Here is an 18,419-nt window from a genome sequence, read left to right as displayed (position 1 = left end):
CAATTGTTTTAGGAGATCCCGCACGACCGGGCTTCTTTAGTGTTAGAATTGAGGGCAGACTTTTCATTGGGGAGTAGTTAATTTGAGTAAGCTAAAGAAACACGTTACGCGGGAAATGAAACAGTGGGAGCAGAGTCAAGCCAACGAATTAACCAAGATCCGGACTGCCCAGCGCCACTTGATCTACAACGTGGTGGCCTACTGCGCAATTTCAGTCCTCGAGTACTGGTTGGCGGCTATCAGTCAGTCGCAAACCCTGCGGGCGGATGCCTTCAACAACCTGTCAGGGATCATCTCGACCGTTCTATTAATGATGGGGCTGCACATTGCCCAGGACATTCATGATGATGATATCGCCGGAGTCAAACTCCCCGACAGCAAGTACCAGAAAGTACTCGGCGGTGACCAGCGGATTCAGTTCGTCCGCTGGCGCTACGAGACTGTCTTCTCGCTGGTCACGGCGGTGGTGATGATTTCAATCGCCCTGAGTGTTATCGGTGACGGGATTAAGGGCCTACTCAATCCGGCCAAACGGGTTGTTCCAGAGCCAGTTGCCATCATCGGGGCCGGAATTGCCTCCGTAATCATGCTGGTTGTCTGGTACATGAACCGGCGGACGGGGCACCAGCTGTCTAATGCCGCCCTGCTTGCCTCGGCCCAGGATAGTCTGAGCGATGCCTTTACCAGTATTGGAACCATGGTCGCCATTGCCGGCGCCCTGCTCTTCCACCTGACCTGGCTAGATGGGGTTACCAGTATTGTCGTTGGTTTCTTTATCCTCTACTCTGGCCTGAAGATCTTCTTCGAGACCAGTCTGAACCTGGCGGACTACTTCGACCCCAAGGCGGAGCAACAGTACCACGATGCGATCTTGAAGGTGAAGAAGGTTAGGGAAATCGTCGAACTCAAGGCCCACTACAACGGGAACGTCGTCTCACTGGATGCTACCCTGATTGTTAACGGCAAGATGACGGTCCTGGAAAGCTACCAGCTGTCGGAGAAGATTGAGCGGATGCTTCGCAAACAGTTTGGAATCATTGACGTTGATATTTCGTTTATGCCCGACCCGCACTCGTTCTCAGATCACGACGTCAGCGGCCATTTCTAAACTTAATGACAGGATACTAAAAGCCCCGTACGTTCGTTTTGCTGAACGTGCGGGGCTTTTGCTTATTTCCACCAGTGCCGGCTGATCATGAAGAGGGCTGATAGGACCATCAGAACGAGGGTGACGATAATGGTGAACACCCACGAATATGGGCCGTTGGCGAGGGGGAGTTTAACGTTTTCACCGTAGAATCCGGAAACGATGGTCGGGACCGAAAGCACGATGGAGTAGATGGTCAGGTACTTCATCGTCTGGTTCAGGTCGCTGTCGATCACCTTGCTGTAGGCGTTGGAGACCCGTTCGGAGACGTCCGAGGTCATCTGGGCCATCTCCAACCCCTGCTGTGCTTCGACGATGACGTCATCGAGGTCGTTGTTTTGCCGGGTCGACATCTTGTCGGCATAGCGGCGTTTGAATTCTTCCAGTAGGGAGACGTTGCCCTTGAGCGAGGTCAGAATGTAGACCAGGCCGGTTTCAATCTCCATGAACTCGCTGATCGCCTTACGCCCGGTTCGCCGCTGCAGGTTCCGCTGGATCTGCTGGCGCTGCTGGTCGACCCGCCGCAGTGGCCCGAAGTAGTTGGTGGACAAGCGGTAGAGGATCGGGAAAACCAGGTTAAGTTTATCGGTGATCGGGGCCCGCCGCTTCAGGATCCGCAACTGGTTGGCGATGATCCCGTTGACGAAATTGGTCTTGGCATTGGTAAAGGTGATGATGTTGTTCGTCGTCAGCATGATCCCAATCGGGGCGGTCTGTGGCGCGGTGACGGCGTGGGTCGGTACATAGACGTCGAAGATCAGCAGGGTGACCCCAGCATCCTGGTCAACTTCGACCCGGGCCTTTTCGTAAGGGTCAATTGCGTAGTCGAGCAATTCCTTAGTAACCTCATACTTTTTGATCAGGTCTTCACGCTCACGGGGGAGGGGTTCGAAAACACTGATCCACTTGCTACGGTCGTTAATTTCTTCGGTACTCAACAACGCAACTCACCTTCTTATTTCACAATCTTATACTACTATTCAACTCTTTTTGCCCGGAAAAGTAAAGGCAACTCAGCAGTGGAAGGTAAAATGCTGGCGTATTTCCCGGGAAATAAATTAGAATAGAGAAAATATCTGATGGGAGGAATGAGTTGTAATGTGTACCAGTATCTATCAGGTTACTCACGATCACACCCACCTGTTGGCCCGGACCATGGACTGGCCGGTGCTGGCCGTCTCGCCCCTCTTTGTGCCGCGGCGCTTCCGGTGGATGACGGCCTTTGACCACCGGGTGTATGAAAACCGGTATGCGATGATTGGCGGGGGGAGCCTGTCTGCCAGTCGAATTGACGTTTCGGATGGGGTTAATGAACATGGCCTGATGGCGCAGAAACTGACCTTTGACAATGGGGCCCACTACCAGGACGAGCGCCGGGCTGATAAGGTTCAACTGGCCGCTTACGAATTCATCTTCTGGGTACTGGGCAATTTTCGCTCGGTCCAGGACCTGATTGACCACCTGGACGAGGTGGAACTGATGAGTGAGAAGAACAGCGATACCAAGTACGGCAATCCGGAGCTCCACTTTGCCCTGGCTGACCGGACTGGCCGGGTGGTGGTGATTGAGCCGCGCCAAACGCCATTAGAGGTGATCGATAATCCCTTGGGGGTTGTGACTAACAGTCCCGACTTTGGACGGCAGCTGGCCCAGATGGAACGTTACGTGGAATTTACTCCGGAATTCAAGGACGGCCGGGTACCGCTCAATACCCCGCGGGTAACGACCGGCCGGCTTTCGGGCAAGACGAACCCGCCCGGCTATTATTCCCCGAGTGCCCGGTTTGTACGGGCGGCCTACCTGAAGGAACGATCAGATGTGCCGGCTGATGAGGTTGCCGGGCTGGTCAGCGAGTGGCACCTCCTGGATAGTGTGACCGTTCCGCAGAACCGGCGCCACCAGAAGACCTACTCCGTTTACCGGGCCGTGACGGTGGCGGAGAGCCGGAGCTACTACTTCCAGTCCTACCACCGGGGTGACATTACCAAGCTCCAGCTGACGGATGATATGCTGGAGTGGACCAAGCCCAAGGTCTACCACGTGCCCGACCGGCTGACCGTTCGGGAGGTGAAGTAGATGACCGCTGCAATTCGCTGGCACCTCACCGAGACCCTGTCAGCTGACCAAAAGGCCTGTTCACTGCGCGACCTGCTCCATCGGCAGTGGTTACTGCCTGACCGGCTGATCCACTACCTGCGCCGGCGCCGGCACGTCCTGGTCAACGGTCAGTACCAAACGATGAACGTGCCGGTTCATGCCAGTGACCGGGTTGACATGCTCTTCAACGGAGATGAGGTGCGCACCCCGGCGGCTAATCAATACCGGCCCACTGCTGCCCCACACCTGGCTGTCCTGTTTGAAAACCGGGACCTGCTGGTGGTCAATAAGCCGCGGGGACAAAAGAGCCATCCCAACATTGCCGGAGAAACCGGAACGGTGATGAACGACGTGGCTGGTTATCTGACGGGGAGCAATGACGGAGCCTACATGGTGCATCGGCTTGATCTGCAGACCAGCGGGGCCATGATTGTGGCCAAGAACCCAATCGTCGTGCCGGTCTTGAACCGTCTGATTGCCGATGGACAGATCCATCGGGAATATGCGGCGGTGGTTGAGGGCCGCTTGGAAGGGGATGGCTGCTGGGATTGGCCGATCGGTCGTGACCCCCAAGATCCCCGCTGGCGGGCGGTGAACGGCCTCCACGCTCAGTCGGCGCGGACTTATTATCGCAACCTGGCCGCAGGTGACCAGCGTTCCCTGGTTCACCTGCGGCTGGCGACGGGCCGGACCCACCAGCTCCGGGTCCACCTTGCCCACAGCGGACACCCGATTGTTGGTGACCCGATCTACAATCGCGACTCTGATGAGCAAATGCTTCTCCATGGGACATGTCAGCAGCTGGTGTTGCCCTTTACTTTTCAAAAGCGTAAAATAGTGGCTCCTTTACCAACATATTTTGAAGAATATCTGTTAAAATACAAATTGAGATAGGTAGATAAAATTTATTCAAAGGGGGACACTAATTGTCACTTTTAGAAAAGTTATATGGACCATTCTTTGATCCACATAACTGGGCGGCTGTTATCACATCCGGCCAGGACTGGCTGATCATTTTCTCGCTGGTAATGATCGAGTGCCTACTGTCGGTCGACAATGCGGTCGTTTTAGCTGCCCAAACACGAGTACTACCGACGCTGAAGGAACAGGAAGAATCGTTGTTCTACGGAATCTGGGGTTCCTACCTCTTCCGTTTCCTGATTATTGGGATTGGAACCTACCTGATCAACTTCTGGGAGATTAAGGTTATCGGGTCAGCCTACCTGATTTACTTAGTTTACCGTTTCTTCCATAACAAGTTCTTTGGCAAACGATCAAAGCGTAAGGTTCGTAACCAGGCAGCCGGTCTGACGGGGCGAAAACGTTTCTGGTCGGTTGTCGCCCAAATTGAATTCATGGATATCATTTTCTCTGTCGACTCCGTGCTGGCCTCGCTGGCAATTTCGCCTAACCCGGTGATTGTCCTGATCGGGGGTCTGATCGGGATCGCCTGTATGCGGGGGGTCGCGGAGATTATTATGCGCTTGATGCGGAAGATTCCGGAACTGGAACCGATGGCTTACGTGCTGATTTTCATCATCGCGATTAAGCTGTTCTTGACGATTCCAGCAATCGACATCGAGATCCCATCCAATATCTTCGGAATATTCATGCTAGCAGTCTTCGCGTTGACAATCATTATTCACTTTGTCCGGCGCAGGACTAAAGGAGGAATAAACGATAATGGCAATTGAAGCAACGGCGACGGGTTTTGACCAGCAGGTGACTGGTCCGTTGACGGTCGTCGACTTTTGGGCACCATGGTGTGGTCCCTGCAAGATGATGGACCCGATCATGGAGAAGCTCGAGCGAACTTATGGTGACCGGATCAAGTTTGTCCGGTTCAACGTTGATGGTAACCAGGATATTGCCCAGCGTTACCACGTCATGAGTGTGCCGAGTCTGGTCCTGTTCCGTGACGGGCAGGCTAAGGAAAAGGTAACCGGGGTGTACCCGGAAGCCAAGCTAGCCCACTACTTTGAGCGTAAAATCGCCGAATAAATTAGGCAAATATCTAAATCATGCTCTAATATACATAGAGATACATTGTCGAGTGCATGGTACATGACAAACACAAAAGCCTTCAGCAAGGTCCTAAGTTGCTGAAGGCTTTTTGCGTAGGGAGTCCCGGCGGTGCCTGCATTATTAACGTTTAACAAAATACGATCTACAATGGAAAAAAGAAGGGAGCGGTGAAGTAATGACAAGCAAGGATTTAATGACAATCATGAAGAACAACCACGTAACGATTGATCAGGAGAAGAAGGGCGAGACGGCCGATGTCTTTGAAATCGACGATCATCGTTTCGGCTATCTGGACCGGTATGGCAACCGCTACCTCAATGAGTACGGCGAGGAGAAGACCCGGCCGCTGAGCCTGGGGAAGTATTTCTTCGGCCGGTGGATTCACCGGGCAGCCGAAGGCTTTCGGACCAACCTTCGCCGCCTTGACAAGTGGCAGGCTGCTTAATTGAAATGATCCTGTTGAGGACAAAGCGAATACAGAAGCGGGCACCTGAAAGGGTGTCCTTTTTAATTTATGATAAGAAGCAAGCGTTTGATCGTGTTTCGGCCTTGTTTGTGTCCAGATGACAGTAAAATGAGGATATCCGCAGTCGTTTGACCATCATTTGGCCAATTTTATCCTCCAAATTATCTTTTTTGATTTTGCGGGCTGTAATATTGCGTTACATAGAAGAAACTCCCGGGGTGATTTTCATCCAGGGAGTTTCTTCAGATTGTTAATCTTCAAAGTACTGGTACAGCTTATCGACAGTCAGCGCCTGCTTCTTTTCACCCGCAAAGTCTGCCTTGATCTGCCCATCCTTTAAGACAATCAGTCGGTTGCCATAGGTGAGGGCGTCCTCAAGGTGGTGGGTGATCATCAGGGCCGTCAGGTGGTCCTTGGTGATCCGCTCATTTGTAGCGTGCAGGAGGTTCAGGCTGGTGTGGGGGTCAAGCGCGGCGGTGTGTTCATCCAAGAGGAGGATGTCTGGTCGCTTCAGAGTCGCCATCAAGAAGCTCAACGCCTGCCGCTGTCCACCGGAGAGGGCGCCGGTCGCCGTGGTCATCCGGTTTTCCAGACCGTTGTTCATGGTAGCCGCCAGCTTGGTAAAGCGGTCCATGTTTTGCTTAAGCTTGCGGAGAACTAAGTGGCGGTGTTCACCACGCTTTGTGGCCAGAAGCATGTTCTCGGCTACCGTCATCCGGGGAGCCGTCCCCAGCTTGGGATCCTGAAAGACCCGTGCGAGGAAGGAGGTCCGGTCTTCCTCGCTGGTCCGGGTGATGTCACGACCGTTGTGGAGGATCTGACCGTTGTCGGCGCGCAGGTTCCCGCCGATGACGTTGAAGAGGGTGGACTTCCCGGCCCCATTCGTCCCGACGATCGTGATGAAATCACCGGCATTGATCTGCAGGTTGATCCCTTTCAGAATCATTGTCTCGTTGGCAGTCCCCTTGTTTACCAGGGTCTGCACGTTCTTCAGTTCCAAAATTGGTTTACTCATGTGGCCGGACTCCCTTCAGAATTGGTTTCTTGATGTTGAGCCGCTGTTCAAATTGCGGAATCATCATGCAGATGGCGAGAACAATGGATGAAATCAGGTTGAGGTCGTTTGCGGAGAAGCCGAGCTGGAGAACGGCCAGCAGGATGATCCGGTAGATGATACTGCCGAGGGTCACAGCGACTAGCCGCTGGTTTAGGGTCAGTTCTCCAAAGGCGACTTCACCGATAATGATCGATGCCAGGGCAATCACGATGGTTCCGATCCCCATGTTGATGTCGGCATAACCGTTGTTTTGAGCGATCAAGGCGCCACAGAGGCCGACCATTCCATTGGAGATCATCAAGCCGACAATTACCATCTTATCGGTGTGGATCCCCAACGACTTGGCCATTGTCGGGTTGTCACCGGTAGCGATGAAGGCCTGGCCGTAGTCGGTAGCCAGGAAGAGGACCATCAGGACGGTGATAATCACGACGACGATGAAGCCGAGGGTCACGCTGTCGAAGTACTGGGGAAGGTCGCGGAGGGCGCCGTTGAAGAGGGTTGGCTGGCCTAAGAGCGAGATGTTGGACTTGCCCATGATCCGCAGGTTAACGGAGTAGATGGCGGTCATGGTTAGGATTCCGGCCAACAGACTCGGGATCTTGCCCTTGGTGTAAAGCAGGCCGGTGACCAGACCGGCGATCATCCCGGCCACCACGGCGAGAAGGGTGGCGAGTAGCGGACTGACCCCGTTGGTGATGGCGGTCACCGCGGTGGCAGCGCCGAGCGGGAAGGTTCCTTCGACGGTCATATCACAGAAATCGAGAATACGGAAGGTCAGGTAGAGGCCCAAACCGAGGAGTGCCCATAAGAGCCCCTGACCGATTGCGGAAACGACGAGATTCATTTGTAGATCACTCCTTTGGTTCTAGCTTCATGTTCAAAGTGTTGCGGGACGTTGAGCCCGAGCTTACGGGCCTGCTTGAGGTTGAGGATTGGCTGGCCGTGCCGGACGAACTCGATCGGCATGTTGCCGGGTTTCTTCCCTTTCAGGATGGCAACGGTCATTTTGGCGCCGCGGACCCCGAGATCATACTGGTTAACGCTGTAGGTGGCGACACCACCCTGCTTGACCATGGTTCCGGCTGCCGGAAAGATCGGCTTGTTGGCGGCGTTGGCATTTTTGACCAGCGTCTGCATAGCGCCGGCAATCGTGTTGTCGGTTGGAACAATCACCGCATCGACTTGGCTGAGCATCTGCTCGGAAACCTGGTTGAGGTCGTTACTATTGGCGATGGAGTAGGCCTTGAGACTGATTCCCATCTTCTTGCATTCCCGAGCGATCTGGTGGTAGCCGGCAACCGCTGAGGAATCGCTGGAGGTGTAGATCACCCCAAGCGTCTTCAGCCGGGGCATGAACTCCTTGATCAGGCGGAGCTGTTCATTGATCGGCGCCTGATCGGAGACCCCGGTGATGTTGCCTCCGGGATGCTGGTTGTTCTTGACGAGGCCAGCCCCCTTCGGATCCGTCACTGCCCCGAGGACGATCGGCGTCCGGCTGGTCGAGTTGGCAACTGCCTGGGCAGCCGGGGTCGTGATCCCGAAGATTACGCTGGAATGGTCGTCCACCAGCTTGGCGGCCATCGTCTTGAGGTTACTCTGGTCACCGTTAGCGTTTTGGTATTCGATCTTGATGTTCTTCCCGTTATGGTAGCCTTCGCGGGCTAGCTCATCGACGTAGCCCTTGTAGATCTGATCGAGGGCAGGGTGGTGCATCAATGTCAGAACACCCACTTTGGGGATCCTTTGACGGCTGAGTTGGTTATTCTCAGTGAAGAAGGCGACCCCGAGGAAAACAAAAATAATTGCAATGAGGGTATATATTCTCTTCATCTTAAAGTTTCACACCTTTCCAAACAAAAAAGCGAGGGCCCACATTAGGACTCTCGCTTTGGTTAGCCAAATAAAAAGTCCGCATGTGGATCCATGCGGACTGAATGCCATTTCAACTTCAGCCGGCACAGATGCAATCTGCTCTCAGGTTGCATCGATGCCGAAACAACCCGAATTACCGGCTTTGCCAACGAGTGTTAACGTTGTGAAGTTGAAATTGGTTCATTGTACTTGCTCCCTTGTCATTTGTTGCACTTAGTATAACTAAGGACGGGGAGGCTGTCAATGATTTTATTAAAAGTTTCTAATTTTTACTGGTTCATGCTGATGTAGAAGTTTGGCCGGTAGTATTGAATATTACCTTCCTGAACGTTCTGACCAGGGGTTGGCGCTTGGATGTAATTACCGTTACCTTCAGCAATTGCCACGTGGTATGGTGCGCTTTCCGTTCCCCAGAAGTAGAGGTCCCCGCTCTGGGCGTTTTCAACATCGTACTTGTGTTGACCCAGGTTAGTTTGTTGGTAGGTGGTCCGGTAGTTTGGCCCCAAGTTGTAGGAGTATTGAACCAGGCCAGAGCAGTCAAAGCCGCTTGGCGTGTTACCGCCCCAGACGTAAGGAACCCCGATCATTGACCGTGCAGTAGCCACGGCACTGGAGGTGTTAGCGCTAGCAGTGTCACTGGATTGAGTGGCATTGTCAGCGGCCTGGGCTGGCTGTGCGGATGCTTGACTGGTCGTGTTGTGGTTGGCAGCCGTTTCTTCCACTGTTCCGTATGAAATGGCGTAATTACTCATGGATTGAAGGGCAGCGGCGGAGTTGGCCTCGTAGCTGGTTTGGCTCGTGGCGGCGCTGCTTGCATTATTGGTAGTGGCCGCCACGGCAGCGTTAGTCGTGGCATTGCTGAGGGTAGTAACCTGGTCCAGACCGGTAGCCAAGGATGCGCTGTTGCTGTTTATAGCAGCTGAGCTCAGTGGTGCAGCACTGCCGTTCGTCAGGGTTACCGTGTTAGTGGCACTCAGTGGAGAGACGGTGGTGTTACTAGCAGAATTAGTTGTGTTGGTAGCGTCACTGGTCGTGCTGTTCAGTGTCATTGAAGTATTGACAGTGTTGGCAGCACTAGCGGCCGGAGCATTGTTGGCAATGGCGGCAGTATCGCTGGTTGCCTGACTGACCGCGCTGGTAGCGGAGTCTGGAATGATCAGCTGTTGGCCGACCTGAATGAGGTTGGGGTTGGCCAGTTGGTTGCGTTGGGCAATAGCGTCAACAGTGGAATTGTACTGTTGGGCGAATCCCCAAACGGTATCCCCAGCTTGGACTTGAACCTGGGTATCGGCACTAGCACCGGTAGCCATGGCCAGGGCACCAGCAGCCCCCAGGGTTGCGATTAATGTCTTCGAGATAATTGCTTTTTTGATAATAATTCACTCCTAAAATCCTTTGGACAACTTTAGTACAATCTTAACTATATGGGGAGAATGTGAAATTAATATGAAGAGACTCTGAAAGAATGACGATGAAAATTGTCAGCAGATTGTAACAAAGGGTTTGGATTGCTGGAATGGTGCGCTTTGTGATACCATTGAACACAGTTTATTCATAAGATGAGGTGAAAATAATGGCAGTGTTAGATGTTGAAGGCCTGACGATGAGCTACGCCGACAAGAAGCTCTATGAAGACGCCAGCTTTCAATTGGAAAAACACGAACACATGGGAATCGTCGGCCAAAACGGGGCCGGTAAGAGTACCCTGATCAAGATCCTGATCGGCAAGGTCCTGCCGGTCGACGGCAGCATCAAGTGGCAGAAAGGTGTCAAGATCGGCTACCTCGACCAGTACGTTGATATTCCGGCGGGAATGACCCTGATTGAGTTCCTGCACACGGCCTTTCAGGAGCTCTACCAATTAAATGACCAGATGAACAAGTATTACGCTGAGTATGCCGATAAGATGGATGACAGCCTCCTGACTAAGGCGGGCCGGATCCAGGAGAAACTCGACGCCAACAACTTTTACGAGATCGAAACGCGGATCGAACGGGTGATGAATGGGCTGGGCCTGACTGATATCGGCAAGGATCACGTTGTCTCCGAGATGAGTGGGGGCCAGCGGTCAAAGATCATCCTGGCCAAGATGCTTCTGGAGAATCCGGATGTTATCCTGCTCGACGAACCGACCAACTACCTTGATACTGCCCACATTGAGTGGCTGACCGACTACCTCAACGACTTTGACGGCGCCGCCATGATCATCTCCCATGATTACGACTTCCTGGAGAAGGTTACGAACACCATCTGTGATGTTTCATTTGGCAAGATCACCAAGTACCGGGGAAGCTTCCAGCAGGCCATGCGTCAGAAGGAAGAACGCAAGGAAGCCCAGGAGCGTCAATACGAGAAGCAGCAGGTCGTGATTGAGAAGGCGGAACGCTTTATTCGGAAGAACAAGGCGGGTTCCAAGTCCACCATGGCCAAGTCCCGGGAGAAGATGCTGGCCCGGATGAAGAAGATCGATCCGCCGGCGGATAACCTGAAGGCCATCTTCCACTTTCCATACGAAAATACCGGTTCGGCCAACGCGCTGCGGGTAGAGAACCTGTCCGTCGGTTACGGGCGGCCGCTGCTGGCACCGGTGACCTTCTCGATGACGATGGGCGAAAAGCTCCTCTTCACCGGGTTCAACGGGGTGGGGAAGTCTACCCTGATTAAATCGATCCTGAAGAAGATCCCGGCCTTATCCGGGACAGCGACCTTCTCACCATCAGCTAAGATTAACTACTTCGATCAGGACCTGGTCTGGGATGACCCATCACTGACCCCACTGCAGACCATTCAGAACATGTTCCCAACTATGCAGCCGCGGACGATCCGGACGAAGCTGGCGCAGGCGGGGATCAACGCTGCCAATACGATGAAGCCGCTCCACCTGCTTTCCGGGGGTGAGCAGACCAAGGTTAAGCTGGCGATCCTGGAGCTGACGCCATGCAACTTTCTGATCATGGATGAACCGACCAACCACCTGGATGATGAAACCAAGGACGGGCTGAAGAAGGCCCTCCAAGAGTTCCCGGGGAACCTGATTCTGGTCAGCCACGAGGAGAGCTTCTACACCGGTTGGCTGGATAAGATCTTAAATGTCGAGAAGTTGAGTCTGAAGTCATAACGGGAGGGAATCATGCCCTTTACTATCTCTGAAATTATTGTCCTGTTCTTCACCTACTCGGTGGTGGGCTGGTTATGGGAAACATTTTACTGCTCCATCAAGGATCACCACTTTGCCTACCGGGGTTTCTTGTTTGGACCCTACTGCCCGGTGTATGGTTTTGCGGTGACCACAATTTTGATCGCAACCTACCGGGTTCAGCATAGTCTAATCCTCCTTTTCTTGGTCGGAATCATCGTCGCTACGGTCTTTGAATATGTAGCGAGCCTCTTCTTGGAAAAGGTGTTTCACATGAAACTTTGGGACTATTCCCACCTCTGGGGTAACCTGCAGGGCCGGGTCGCCCCGCAGATCTCGTTCTTCTGGGGGATCGGGGTGGTTCTCCTGGTACGGTTTATCCAACCCTTTATCCAGCGGGTAATCAACTGGGAAGAGGCTCATACGCACGGAATGCTGACCCTCCTGGTTGTTCTAGTGATGGGAACTGATACTGTCCTGACGATTTTCAGTGTCCGCCACTTCCACACCACTACTCAGCAGTGGGAGCAACGGGCAGTGGCCTACCGGGAGAAGCTCAAGCAGCGCCTGGCTACGGCCCTGCCCGAGGAGCAGCCTGCTCTGGCCCAACGGTTGGCTAATTGGCACACCGACCTGGTGAAACGGCGTGCGGAATTGCGCCTTCGCCGGTTGAATTGGAATGAGCGGCGGCTGGTTAAGAGCTTCCCAAAGCTTAAGGTTTTGGATGCTAAACACTTCAATGAGTTGAAGAAGGACTTAATGAAGAAAGAATAATCAGCGATTAAAAAGCGAAACTTTCGTGAAGATGGCGCGGAAGTTTCGCTTTTTTACTGAAAAATAATTATAATGAGGAGACTGAATGAATGGAGGCGAGCTGATGAAAAAACGCCTATCAATAACTATTGCGGCCGCGATCGGAATTATCCTGGCTATCACGATTACGCTGGGGGCTTTTGAGTTTAGTAGCCAGCCGGCGCCACACCACCGGGAGACCCACTCGGCCAAGATTACCGTTAACCAGTTTATCAAGCAGGTGGCTCCGGCCGCCCAGCGGGAGCAACGGAAGTACCACATTCCGGCCAGCATCACTATTGCTCAGGCCGGTACTGAGTCCAACTGGGGCCGCAGCAAGCTGGCTTACAAGTACAACAACCTCTTTGGCATTAAGGCCAACTCCAAGCATAACCGGGTGCGGATGTACACGACTGAAAACATCAACGGCAAGAATAAGGAGGTCAAACAGTACTTCCAGGTTTATGATAGCTGGAACGACTCGATCAAGTCCCACACCTATCTGATTGTGCGCGGTACGGCCGATAATCACCGGCGTTTCCGCGGGGTTCAGACGGCAAAGAATTATCAACAGGCAGCCTACGAGCTCCAAAAGAATGGGTACGCAACTGATCCGAATTACGCCAACGAACTGATTTACGCGATCCAAAAGTTCCACCTCAATAAGTATGACAAATAAGCCCAAAAGAAAGGGACGATCATCATGGCGGTGATCGTCCCTTTTCTATTCAGCAGCTAATCAAGATCGGTTTGTGGGGATGTTGCCCGCTGGCGGCGGAACCAGTGGAAGAGCAGGCCGACAACCGCACCGACCAGGGCTGGAACCAGCCATGAGAGTCCCATTGCGGCGAGCGGCATGTGAGATCGCCAAGCAGCAACAGTGAGGCCGAAGTGGCTTTGGCTGACGACGGCTGGAAAGGCCACCACCATATCACCAAGGGCTGGGACAACCGTGAATAGGACAACGAAGAGGTAGACAACCCCATCGCGGTGGAAGAGCGGTGAAGTGACGGACAAGAGGATCAGGACCATTGCCAGCGGGTAAAGGAACATCAGCATTGGCGTTGACCAAGCGATGATCTGGTCAAGGCCAAAGTTGGCAGTCAGGAATGAGGCCAAGCAGCTGAGGGCTAACCAGGTGTGGTAGCTGACCTTTGGAAAGTGCTTGTGGAAGTCTTGCGCGAAGGCCGCCACCAGGCCAACCGCGGTGGTCAGGCAGGTAACCGTCAACAGGAAGGCCAGGACAACCTGACCAAAGGCGCCGGCATAGGCATTAACCAGCTGGGTGAAGGCCACCCCGCCATCAGCGGAGACCTTGAACTGACCGAGGGACATTGCCCCCAGGACGATCAGTAGCAGGTAGATAACAGCGATGGCGCTGACAGCGAGGACCCCCGACTTGGCAACGACGCGGGAGACGTCACTGGCCCGCCGCTGGCCCATGGAACGAACGGCGGTAACCACGGTGACCCCGAAGGCTAGACCAGCCAGGGCATCCATCGTGTTGTAACCTTCGAGGAACCCGTTAGACAAGGCATCATGAGCATAGGCGGTCGTTACCGGGGCGGCAGCTGGGTTACCGAGCGGGTTTGCGAAGGCCACCACGAAGACCAGGAACAACAGGGCTAAGAAGACCGGGTTCAAAACCTTGCCGACATTGGCCAGGATGTTGTTCTCCCGGTAGGAAAAGGCAAAGGCTGCCAGGAAAAACAGGGCCGAGAAGACGAGGAGGGCAACGGTGGTGTACTGCTTAGGCAGGAAAGGTGCGACCCCGACCGTGAAAGAGACCGTTGCGGTCCGGGGCGTTCCGAAGAGGGGCCCGATGGTGGCGTGAATGAGGACCATGAACACCAGGGCGAAGCCAGCGCCGAGCGGCCGACCGATATCATAAACCCCCTCGGCCCGGGTGACGGCAACGGCTAGGACGGATAGCAAGGGGAGCAGAACCCCGGTGACTAAGAAACCGACAGCCGCCGTTCCCCAGTGGGCGCCGGCTAATTGTCCCAGGTGGAGTGGGAAAATCAGGTTTCCAGCACCGAAGAACAGACCAAAGAGCAGCGAGGCGACGACGAGATATTGTTTCCACGTTAATTTTCGTGATGTGAGATCTTGCATGAAACTCTTCCTCCTAAGAATAGAAAATTCGAAATAATTGCTCTGATCACAACAAAAAAGTCCCTTAACCAAAATTGCTTTGGTTAAGGGACGCTTTAGCGTGGTACCACCCTATGTTCGTACCGTCATCACTGACAGTACCTTCCACGTACGGCCGCCTGGCGACGATACGCTGACACGATAATGGGTGTAACCACCGGAACTTACTGGATTTAAGAACCGGACTCGAAAGTGATTTTCACCGGGCAAAAATAACTGTCCCCTCACACCAAAACGGGACTCGCTGAAGCTTCTTGACGGGTTACTCTTCTTTCTCATTGCGATCGAATAATTAAATTGTTGTTTATTATTCTAAACAATTTTTAAGAAAAGTCAACGCAAAATTTAATATTTTTAGTTTTGACTAATCTTCTCACTGGAGGTAGCGTAGGCTGGGTCACCATTTAAAGCCCGGCCCACGGCACGTTCTACCGCCGTGTTGGAGGTGACGTTAGCGATAGCTAGTGGCTTGTCATAGCGCTTAGCATGGTGGTTAGCCAGCTGACTGATCCGGTGGTGAATGGCGTCGATGCAGACGATGACAAAGTCGGCATCGCGGATCTCCCGCTTGATCTTACTGCTGGAAACCTTCTCTTCTGCTGAGGCATCGAGACCGTGGAAGACCCCGTGGTGCTTGGCAATGACCGGCTTGAGACCCTGGACTTTATCACGAACCCCGGTGATTACCAGGACGGTCCGCTGCTTGAGGTCGTAGTCCAGTTTCTTCTCATAGTCGTGCTTGGTGTTAGTGACCTTCTTGACCGTCTTTGGCTTGGCAGGTTGTCGGGTAGTGTCGTAGTCCTGCTTTTCGTGAATCCAGCGAATACTACCTGCACTGGCATCCTTCAGGCCGTTACCGTGATCAAAGTAGGCAAAGTCAATTACCATGCCGGCCTTCAGGTCACGACCTGGGTACTTGAAGGGGTCGACAACGACAGTGTTGGCCGGGGCCTGATCCAGGATCGAATCACCCTTCATAGTGCTGGCGATCTGGAGAACATCGGAGCCCGGAACGGGTCGCAGTTCAGCGTACTCGATTACGTTAATCTTGACGGGTTCGTAGTCGTCTAGGTGGTCACTGGTGACGCGACGGATGCTTGGCAAGCCACGGACCAACTGGTGGGGATCGAGTTCAACGATATCACCATCTTCAACCGGGAAGTGGAGCTGGTGCAGGATAGCTTCCGAGTAGTAACGGTGGTTGATCTCAGCCCCGCTCAGCTTCCGGTGAACCAGATACATGTTATCGGCTGCCAGGCGTTCCTCGGCACTGATTTCCTTAGGCGCTTCTGGTTCGGCCGGTACGTGGACCACAGTAGGAGCATTTCTCGGGGTAGGGGTCTCCTTTGCTTGATTGGATGGTCCCGTCAGGAGAGAATGAAGTGTATGGCGGGCCGTGGATGAGATTGGCTGCTCATTTCGTTGCCGAGCCTGGTAGCGGTGCTTAACAGGCTTTCTTTCGTAGTGGTGCTGCTCATTCTCAGCGTCTTGGTCGTCGTAGTGGTTGAGAATGTTGATGACGGTAGAGAGACTACGCAGGGTTTGTTGGAGGCTACGTTGATCATCACCGGTATTTTCAAGCAAGGTGATTAGTTCTTGCCGATAATCGTAAATTTTCATACTTGTCGATTCCTTTCAATTTATGACTATCTCAATAATAACAAGATGTCTGGTGGATGTCAGTTCAAACGGTCATCCGGACGGTGAAATAGTGGGGAAATCCTGTATAATGAGTCGTAGGATAAACTTTTGATAAGGACGAGGCGAATAGAATGGCAAAACGCACGATAAAATTATTTTCCCATAATGACCTGGATGGCTTCGGAGCCCCCCTGTTACTGAAGGCCGTCCAGCCGGTGATGTTTGACGACACCGAGTTTGACATGACCAACTGCGGGGCTGGGCGGATTGACGACGAGTTTGCCCGCTGGATGCGGACCCCCGAGGCCAGCCGCTTTACGGATGTCTACATCATGGATATGACGCCCGACAGCGAGTACACCTTCCAACAGCTCAACGCCAACTTCGCCAACCATTGGCTGGTGTTTGACCACCACGAGAGCGAGGAGGCCTTGCGCAGCAAGTACGCAGCTAACAGCGTGACGGCAACCGATGCCAGCATCAACCCGAGTGCTACCAGCCTCGTCTGGGACTGGTTGAAGCAGCAGCCGCATTTTAATGAGCTGCCAAGTCAGCGGCAAGAGGACCTGTCCTACCTGGTCGAGCTGATCCGAGCTTACGATACCTGGGACTGGCAAAACGACCCGGACATGGGTACGGAGGAACGGACCGCGGCCGACAACCTGGACCAGCTCTTCTGGTTCTATCCACTCCAGGATTCCGAATCGTTTGTCCAGGATGTGCTGGCAGCGGGCTGGCCTAAGTACCAGCAGGAGAACCGCTTGCTGATCCATACCCTGAATGAGCGCCGGACCAAGTACCTGAAGAGTCACCTTAAAGACCTGATCAAGACGACGATTGCTGGGCACCATTTTGGGGTGGTCTACGCGGATGATTACAAGTCTGAAATTGCCCACGAGCTCTTGGAAAAGAATCCGGATGTAGAAGCGGCGCTGGTGGTGAGCCCAGTCAGCGTTTCTCTGCGGAGCAACGGTAAGCTGGACGTGGCCAAGTTTGCGGAGAAATACTTCAATGGCGGCGGTCACGCCGATGCAGCGGGTGGCCGGCTGACGGTCAATCCGGTTCAGGTCGGCGAACAGGCCGTGATTGATGACCTGAACCAGACCGTCAAGAACCAGCAGGAGGAACAGCAGCACACGGAGAGTACCCTGGCTGACAACCTCGATCCGGCCGTGGCAGCCAAGATGGCAGCCCTGTTCAAGAACAAGGACTAAAAGTTAAGTAGCATGATTGAGGACGAAAAGGACCCGCTTGCGAGTGTGCAGGCGGGTCCTCTTTTAATAAAAATATGCTGCTATCAGATCTTCAACAGGTCGGCTGGGGTGGTCAACGGGAAGTCGGCATCCTTGAGGGCGTCCGGGTTGGCGGAACCGTAGAGGGCGCCAGCAAAATTGATGTCCGCGGCCTTGGCGGCTTTGAGGTCGTTGATGGTGTCGCCGACGTAGACGGACGTTTCCGGATCGGCCCCCATCTTGTCAATTGCCGCCAGGATTGGTTCCGGATCCGGCTTGTGCTTGCTGGTATCGTCTGAGGTGATCACGGTGTTGAAGAGTTTGGAGAAGGCAAACTGCTGCTTGAAGTGGTCGTATTCTGACTGGAGCTTGGACGTAGCGACCGCCAGGTTCTTGCCCTGGTCGGCCAGGGACTGCAAGGTTTCGGGGATGCCGGGCAGGATCTTGGTCCGGTCTTCCCGCTGATAGGAGAGGGCAAACCATTCTTTGACCATCGGAGCAATATCTTCTTCCTTAACCCCAAAGATCCGCAAGGCGTCAACCCCGGTGATCCCGAATAGGCGGTGCATCGTTTCTTCCTCGTCCTCGGGAGCCACGTGGTAACCGTGCTTGCGGAGGGTTTCAATCATCGCTGGCATGTACATGTCGAGGGTATCGATCAGGGTACCGTCGATATCAAAAATAAAGTTTTGCATTTTCTTCGTCATTAGGAAGCTTCCTTTCGTTCACTGAACATTATTAAGTCAATTGTAGCAAAAAAAGGTGCGGGCTCAAGGCTGGGTCCGCACCTTTTTAAT

18 protein-coding genes and 1 other annotated feature are annotated in these 18,419 nt (G+C 53.6%); of the genes, 10 read left to right on the top strand and 8 right to left on the bottom strand.

Translation table 11 applies throughout. The features are described from left to right. The first annotated feature begins 82 nt into the window (after window positions 1–82). Window positions 83–1,108, top strand: coding sequence for a cation diffusion facilitator family transporter (locus QOS10_RS03875; protein ID WP_283593851.1), 1,026 nt, complete (start codon window positions 83–85; stop codon window positions 1,106–1,108). Window positions 1,109–1,170: 62 nt separating this feature from the next. Here the strand turns inward: QOS10_RS03875 and QOS10_RS03870 are convergent, their stop codons facing one another. Beyond that, window positions 1,171–2,088: a magnesium transporter CorA family protein gene (locus QOS10_RS03870; protein WP_283593849.1), complete on the bottom strand. Its 918-nt coding sequence runs from the start codon at window positions 2,086–2,088 to the stop codon at window positions 1,171–1,173. A 157-nt stretch (window positions 2,089–2,245) separates the two neighbouring features. Between QOS10_RS03870 and QOS10_RS03865 the strand changes: the two genes are divergently transcribed. From QOS10_RS03865 to QOS10_RS03845, 5 genes are all read left to right on the top strand, one after another. Continuing rightward, window positions 2,246–3,223: a choloylglycine hydrolase family protein gene (locus QOS10_RS03865; protein WP_283593847.1), complete on the top strand. Its 978-nt coding sequence runs from the start codon at window positions 2,246–2,248 to the stop codon at window positions 3,221–3,223. After that, window positions 3,224–4,138 (top strand): RluA family pseudouridine synthase, encoded by a 915-nt coding sequence (locus QOS10_RS03860; RefSeq protein WP_283593846.1) that lies wholly within the window; start codon window positions 3,224–3,226, stop codon window positions 4,136–4,138. A 32-nt stretch (window positions 4,139–4,170) separates the two neighbouring features. Next, the gene (locus QOS10_RS03855; RefSeq protein WP_283593844.1) at window positions 4,171–4,938 is read left to right on the top strand and encodes a TerC family protein; all 768 of its coding nucleotides are present in this window, start codon (window positions 4,171–4,173) and stop codon (window positions 4,936–4,938) included. Then, window positions 4,928–5,245: a thioredoxin gene (gene trxA / locus QOS10_RS03850; RefSeq protein ID WP_283593842.1), complete on the top strand. Its 318-nt coding sequence runs from the start codon at window positions 4,928–4,930 to the stop codon at window positions 5,243–5,245. Before QOS10_RS03855 ends, trxA begins: the two co-directional genes overlap by 11 nt. Before the next feature lie 199 nt (window positions 5,246–5,444). Then, a complete protein-coding gene (locus QOS10_RS03845; RefSeq protein ID WP_283593841.1) occupies window positions 5,445–5,714 on the top strand; it encodes a hypothetical protein in 270 nt (89 codons plus the stop codon). A 271-nt stretch (window positions 5,715–5,985) separates the two neighbouring features. Here the strand turns inward: QOS10_RS03845 and QOS10_RS03840 are convergent, their stop codons facing one another. The 4 genes from QOS10_RS03840 to QOS10_RS03825 form a co-directional block, all read right to left on the bottom strand. Then, window positions 5,986–6,750, bottom strand: coding sequence for an ABC transporter ATP-binding protein (locus QOS10_RS03840; protein ID WP_283593840.1), 765 nt, complete (start codon window positions 6,748–6,750; stop codon window positions 5,986–5,988). Beyond that, window positions 6,743–7,639: an ABC transporter permease gene (locus QOS10_RS03835; RefSeq protein ID WP_283593839.1), complete on the bottom strand. Its 897-nt coding sequence runs from the start codon at window positions 7,637–7,639 to the stop codon at window positions 6,743–6,745. Before QOS10_RS03835 ends, QOS10_RS03840 begins: the two co-directional genes overlap by 8 nt. Next, the gene (gene trpX / locus QOS10_RS03830; protein WP_283593838.1) at window positions 7,636–8,625 is read right to left on the bottom strand and encodes a tryptophan ABC transporter substrate-binding protein; all 990 of its coding nucleotides are present in this window, start codon (window positions 8,623–8,625) and stop codon (window positions 7,636–7,638) included. Before trpX ends, QOS10_RS03835 begins: the two co-directional genes overlap by 4 nt. Window positions 8,626–8,936: 311 nt before the next feature. Next, window positions 8,937–9,977 (bottom strand): C40 family peptidase, encoded by a 1,041-nt coding sequence (locus QOS10_RS03825; protein WP_283593837.1) that lies wholly within the window; start codon window positions 9,975–9,977, stop codon window positions 8,937–8,939. A 263-nt stretch (window positions 9,978–10,240) separates the two neighbouring features. On the opposite strand from QOS10_RS03825, the gene QOS10_RS03820 reads away from it, so the two are divergent. From QOS10_RS03820 to QOS10_RS03810, 3 genes are all read left to right on the top strand, one after another. Then, window positions 10,241–11,785 carry an ABC-F family ATP-binding cassette domain-containing protein gene (locus QOS10_RS03820; protein ID WP_283593836.1) on the top strand — a complete coding sequence of 515 codons (1,545 nt, stop codon included), beginning with the start codon at window positions 10,241–10,243 and terminating at the stop codon, window positions 11,783–11,785. A 12-nt stretch (window positions 11,786–11,797) separates the two neighbouring features. After that, window positions 11,798–12,577 carry a putative ABC transporter permease gene (locus tag QOS10_RS03815; RefSeq protein WP_283593835.1) on the top strand — a complete coding sequence of 260 codons (780 nt, stop codon included), beginning with the start codon at window positions 11,798–11,800 and terminating at the stop codon, window positions 12,575–12,577. Window positions 12,578–12,680: 103 nt separating this feature from the next. Next, a complete protein-coding gene (locus tag QOS10_RS03810; RefSeq protein WP_283593834.1) occupies window positions 12,681–13,274 on the top strand; it encodes a glycoside hydrolase family 73 protein in 594 nt (197 codons plus the stop codon). Between the two features lie 56 nt (window positions 13,275–13,330). On the opposite strand, the gene brnQ is transcribed toward QOS10_RS03810, so the two are convergent. Next, the gene (gene brnQ, locus QOS10_RS03805) at window positions 13,331–14,710 is read right to left on the bottom strand and encodes a branched-chain amino acid transport system II carrier protein (protein ID WP_283593833.1); all 1,380 of its coding nucleotides are present in this window, start codon (window positions 14,708–14,710) and stop codon (window positions 13,331–13,333) included. Between the two features lie 83 nt (window positions 14,711–14,793). Then, window positions 14,794–15,037, bottom strand: a binding site (T-box leader). Window positions 15,038–15,103: 66 nt separating this feature from the next. Beyond that, on the bottom strand, window positions 15,104–16,369 hold the full coding sequence (locus tag QOS10_RS03800) for a DUF2325 domain-containing protein (RefSeq protein ID WP_283593832.1): 1,266 nt from the start codon (window positions 16,367–16,369) through the stop codon (window positions 15,104–15,106). A gap of 152 nt (window positions 16,370–16,521) precedes the next feature. Between QOS10_RS03800 and QOS10_RS03795 the strand changes: the two genes are divergently transcribed. Beyond that, window positions 16,522–17,604 (top strand): DHHA1 domain-containing protein, encoded by a 1,083-nt coding sequence (locus QOS10_RS03795; RefSeq protein WP_283593831.1) that lies wholly within the window; start codon window positions 16,522–16,524, stop codon window positions 17,602–17,604. A gap of 83 nt (window positions 17,605–17,687) precedes the next feature. On the opposite strand, the gene QOS10_RS03790 is transcribed toward QOS10_RS03795, so the two are convergent. After that, window positions 17,688–18,329 carry an HAD family hydrolase gene (locus tag QOS10_RS03790; protein WP_283593830.1) on the bottom strand — a complete coding sequence of 214 codons (642 nt, stop codon included), beginning with the start codon at window positions 18,327–18,329 and terminating at the stop codon, window positions 17,688–17,690. Window positions 18,330–18,419 lie beyond the last annotated feature (90 nt).

The sequence above is a fragment of the Limosilactobacillus galli genome, assembly GCF_947381495.1.
Classification (GTDB): Bacteria; Bacillota; Bacilli; order Lactobacillales; family Lactobacillaceae; genus Limosilactobacillus; species Limosilactobacillus galli.
This window is presented reverse-complemented; position numbering and strand designations above follow the sequence as displayed.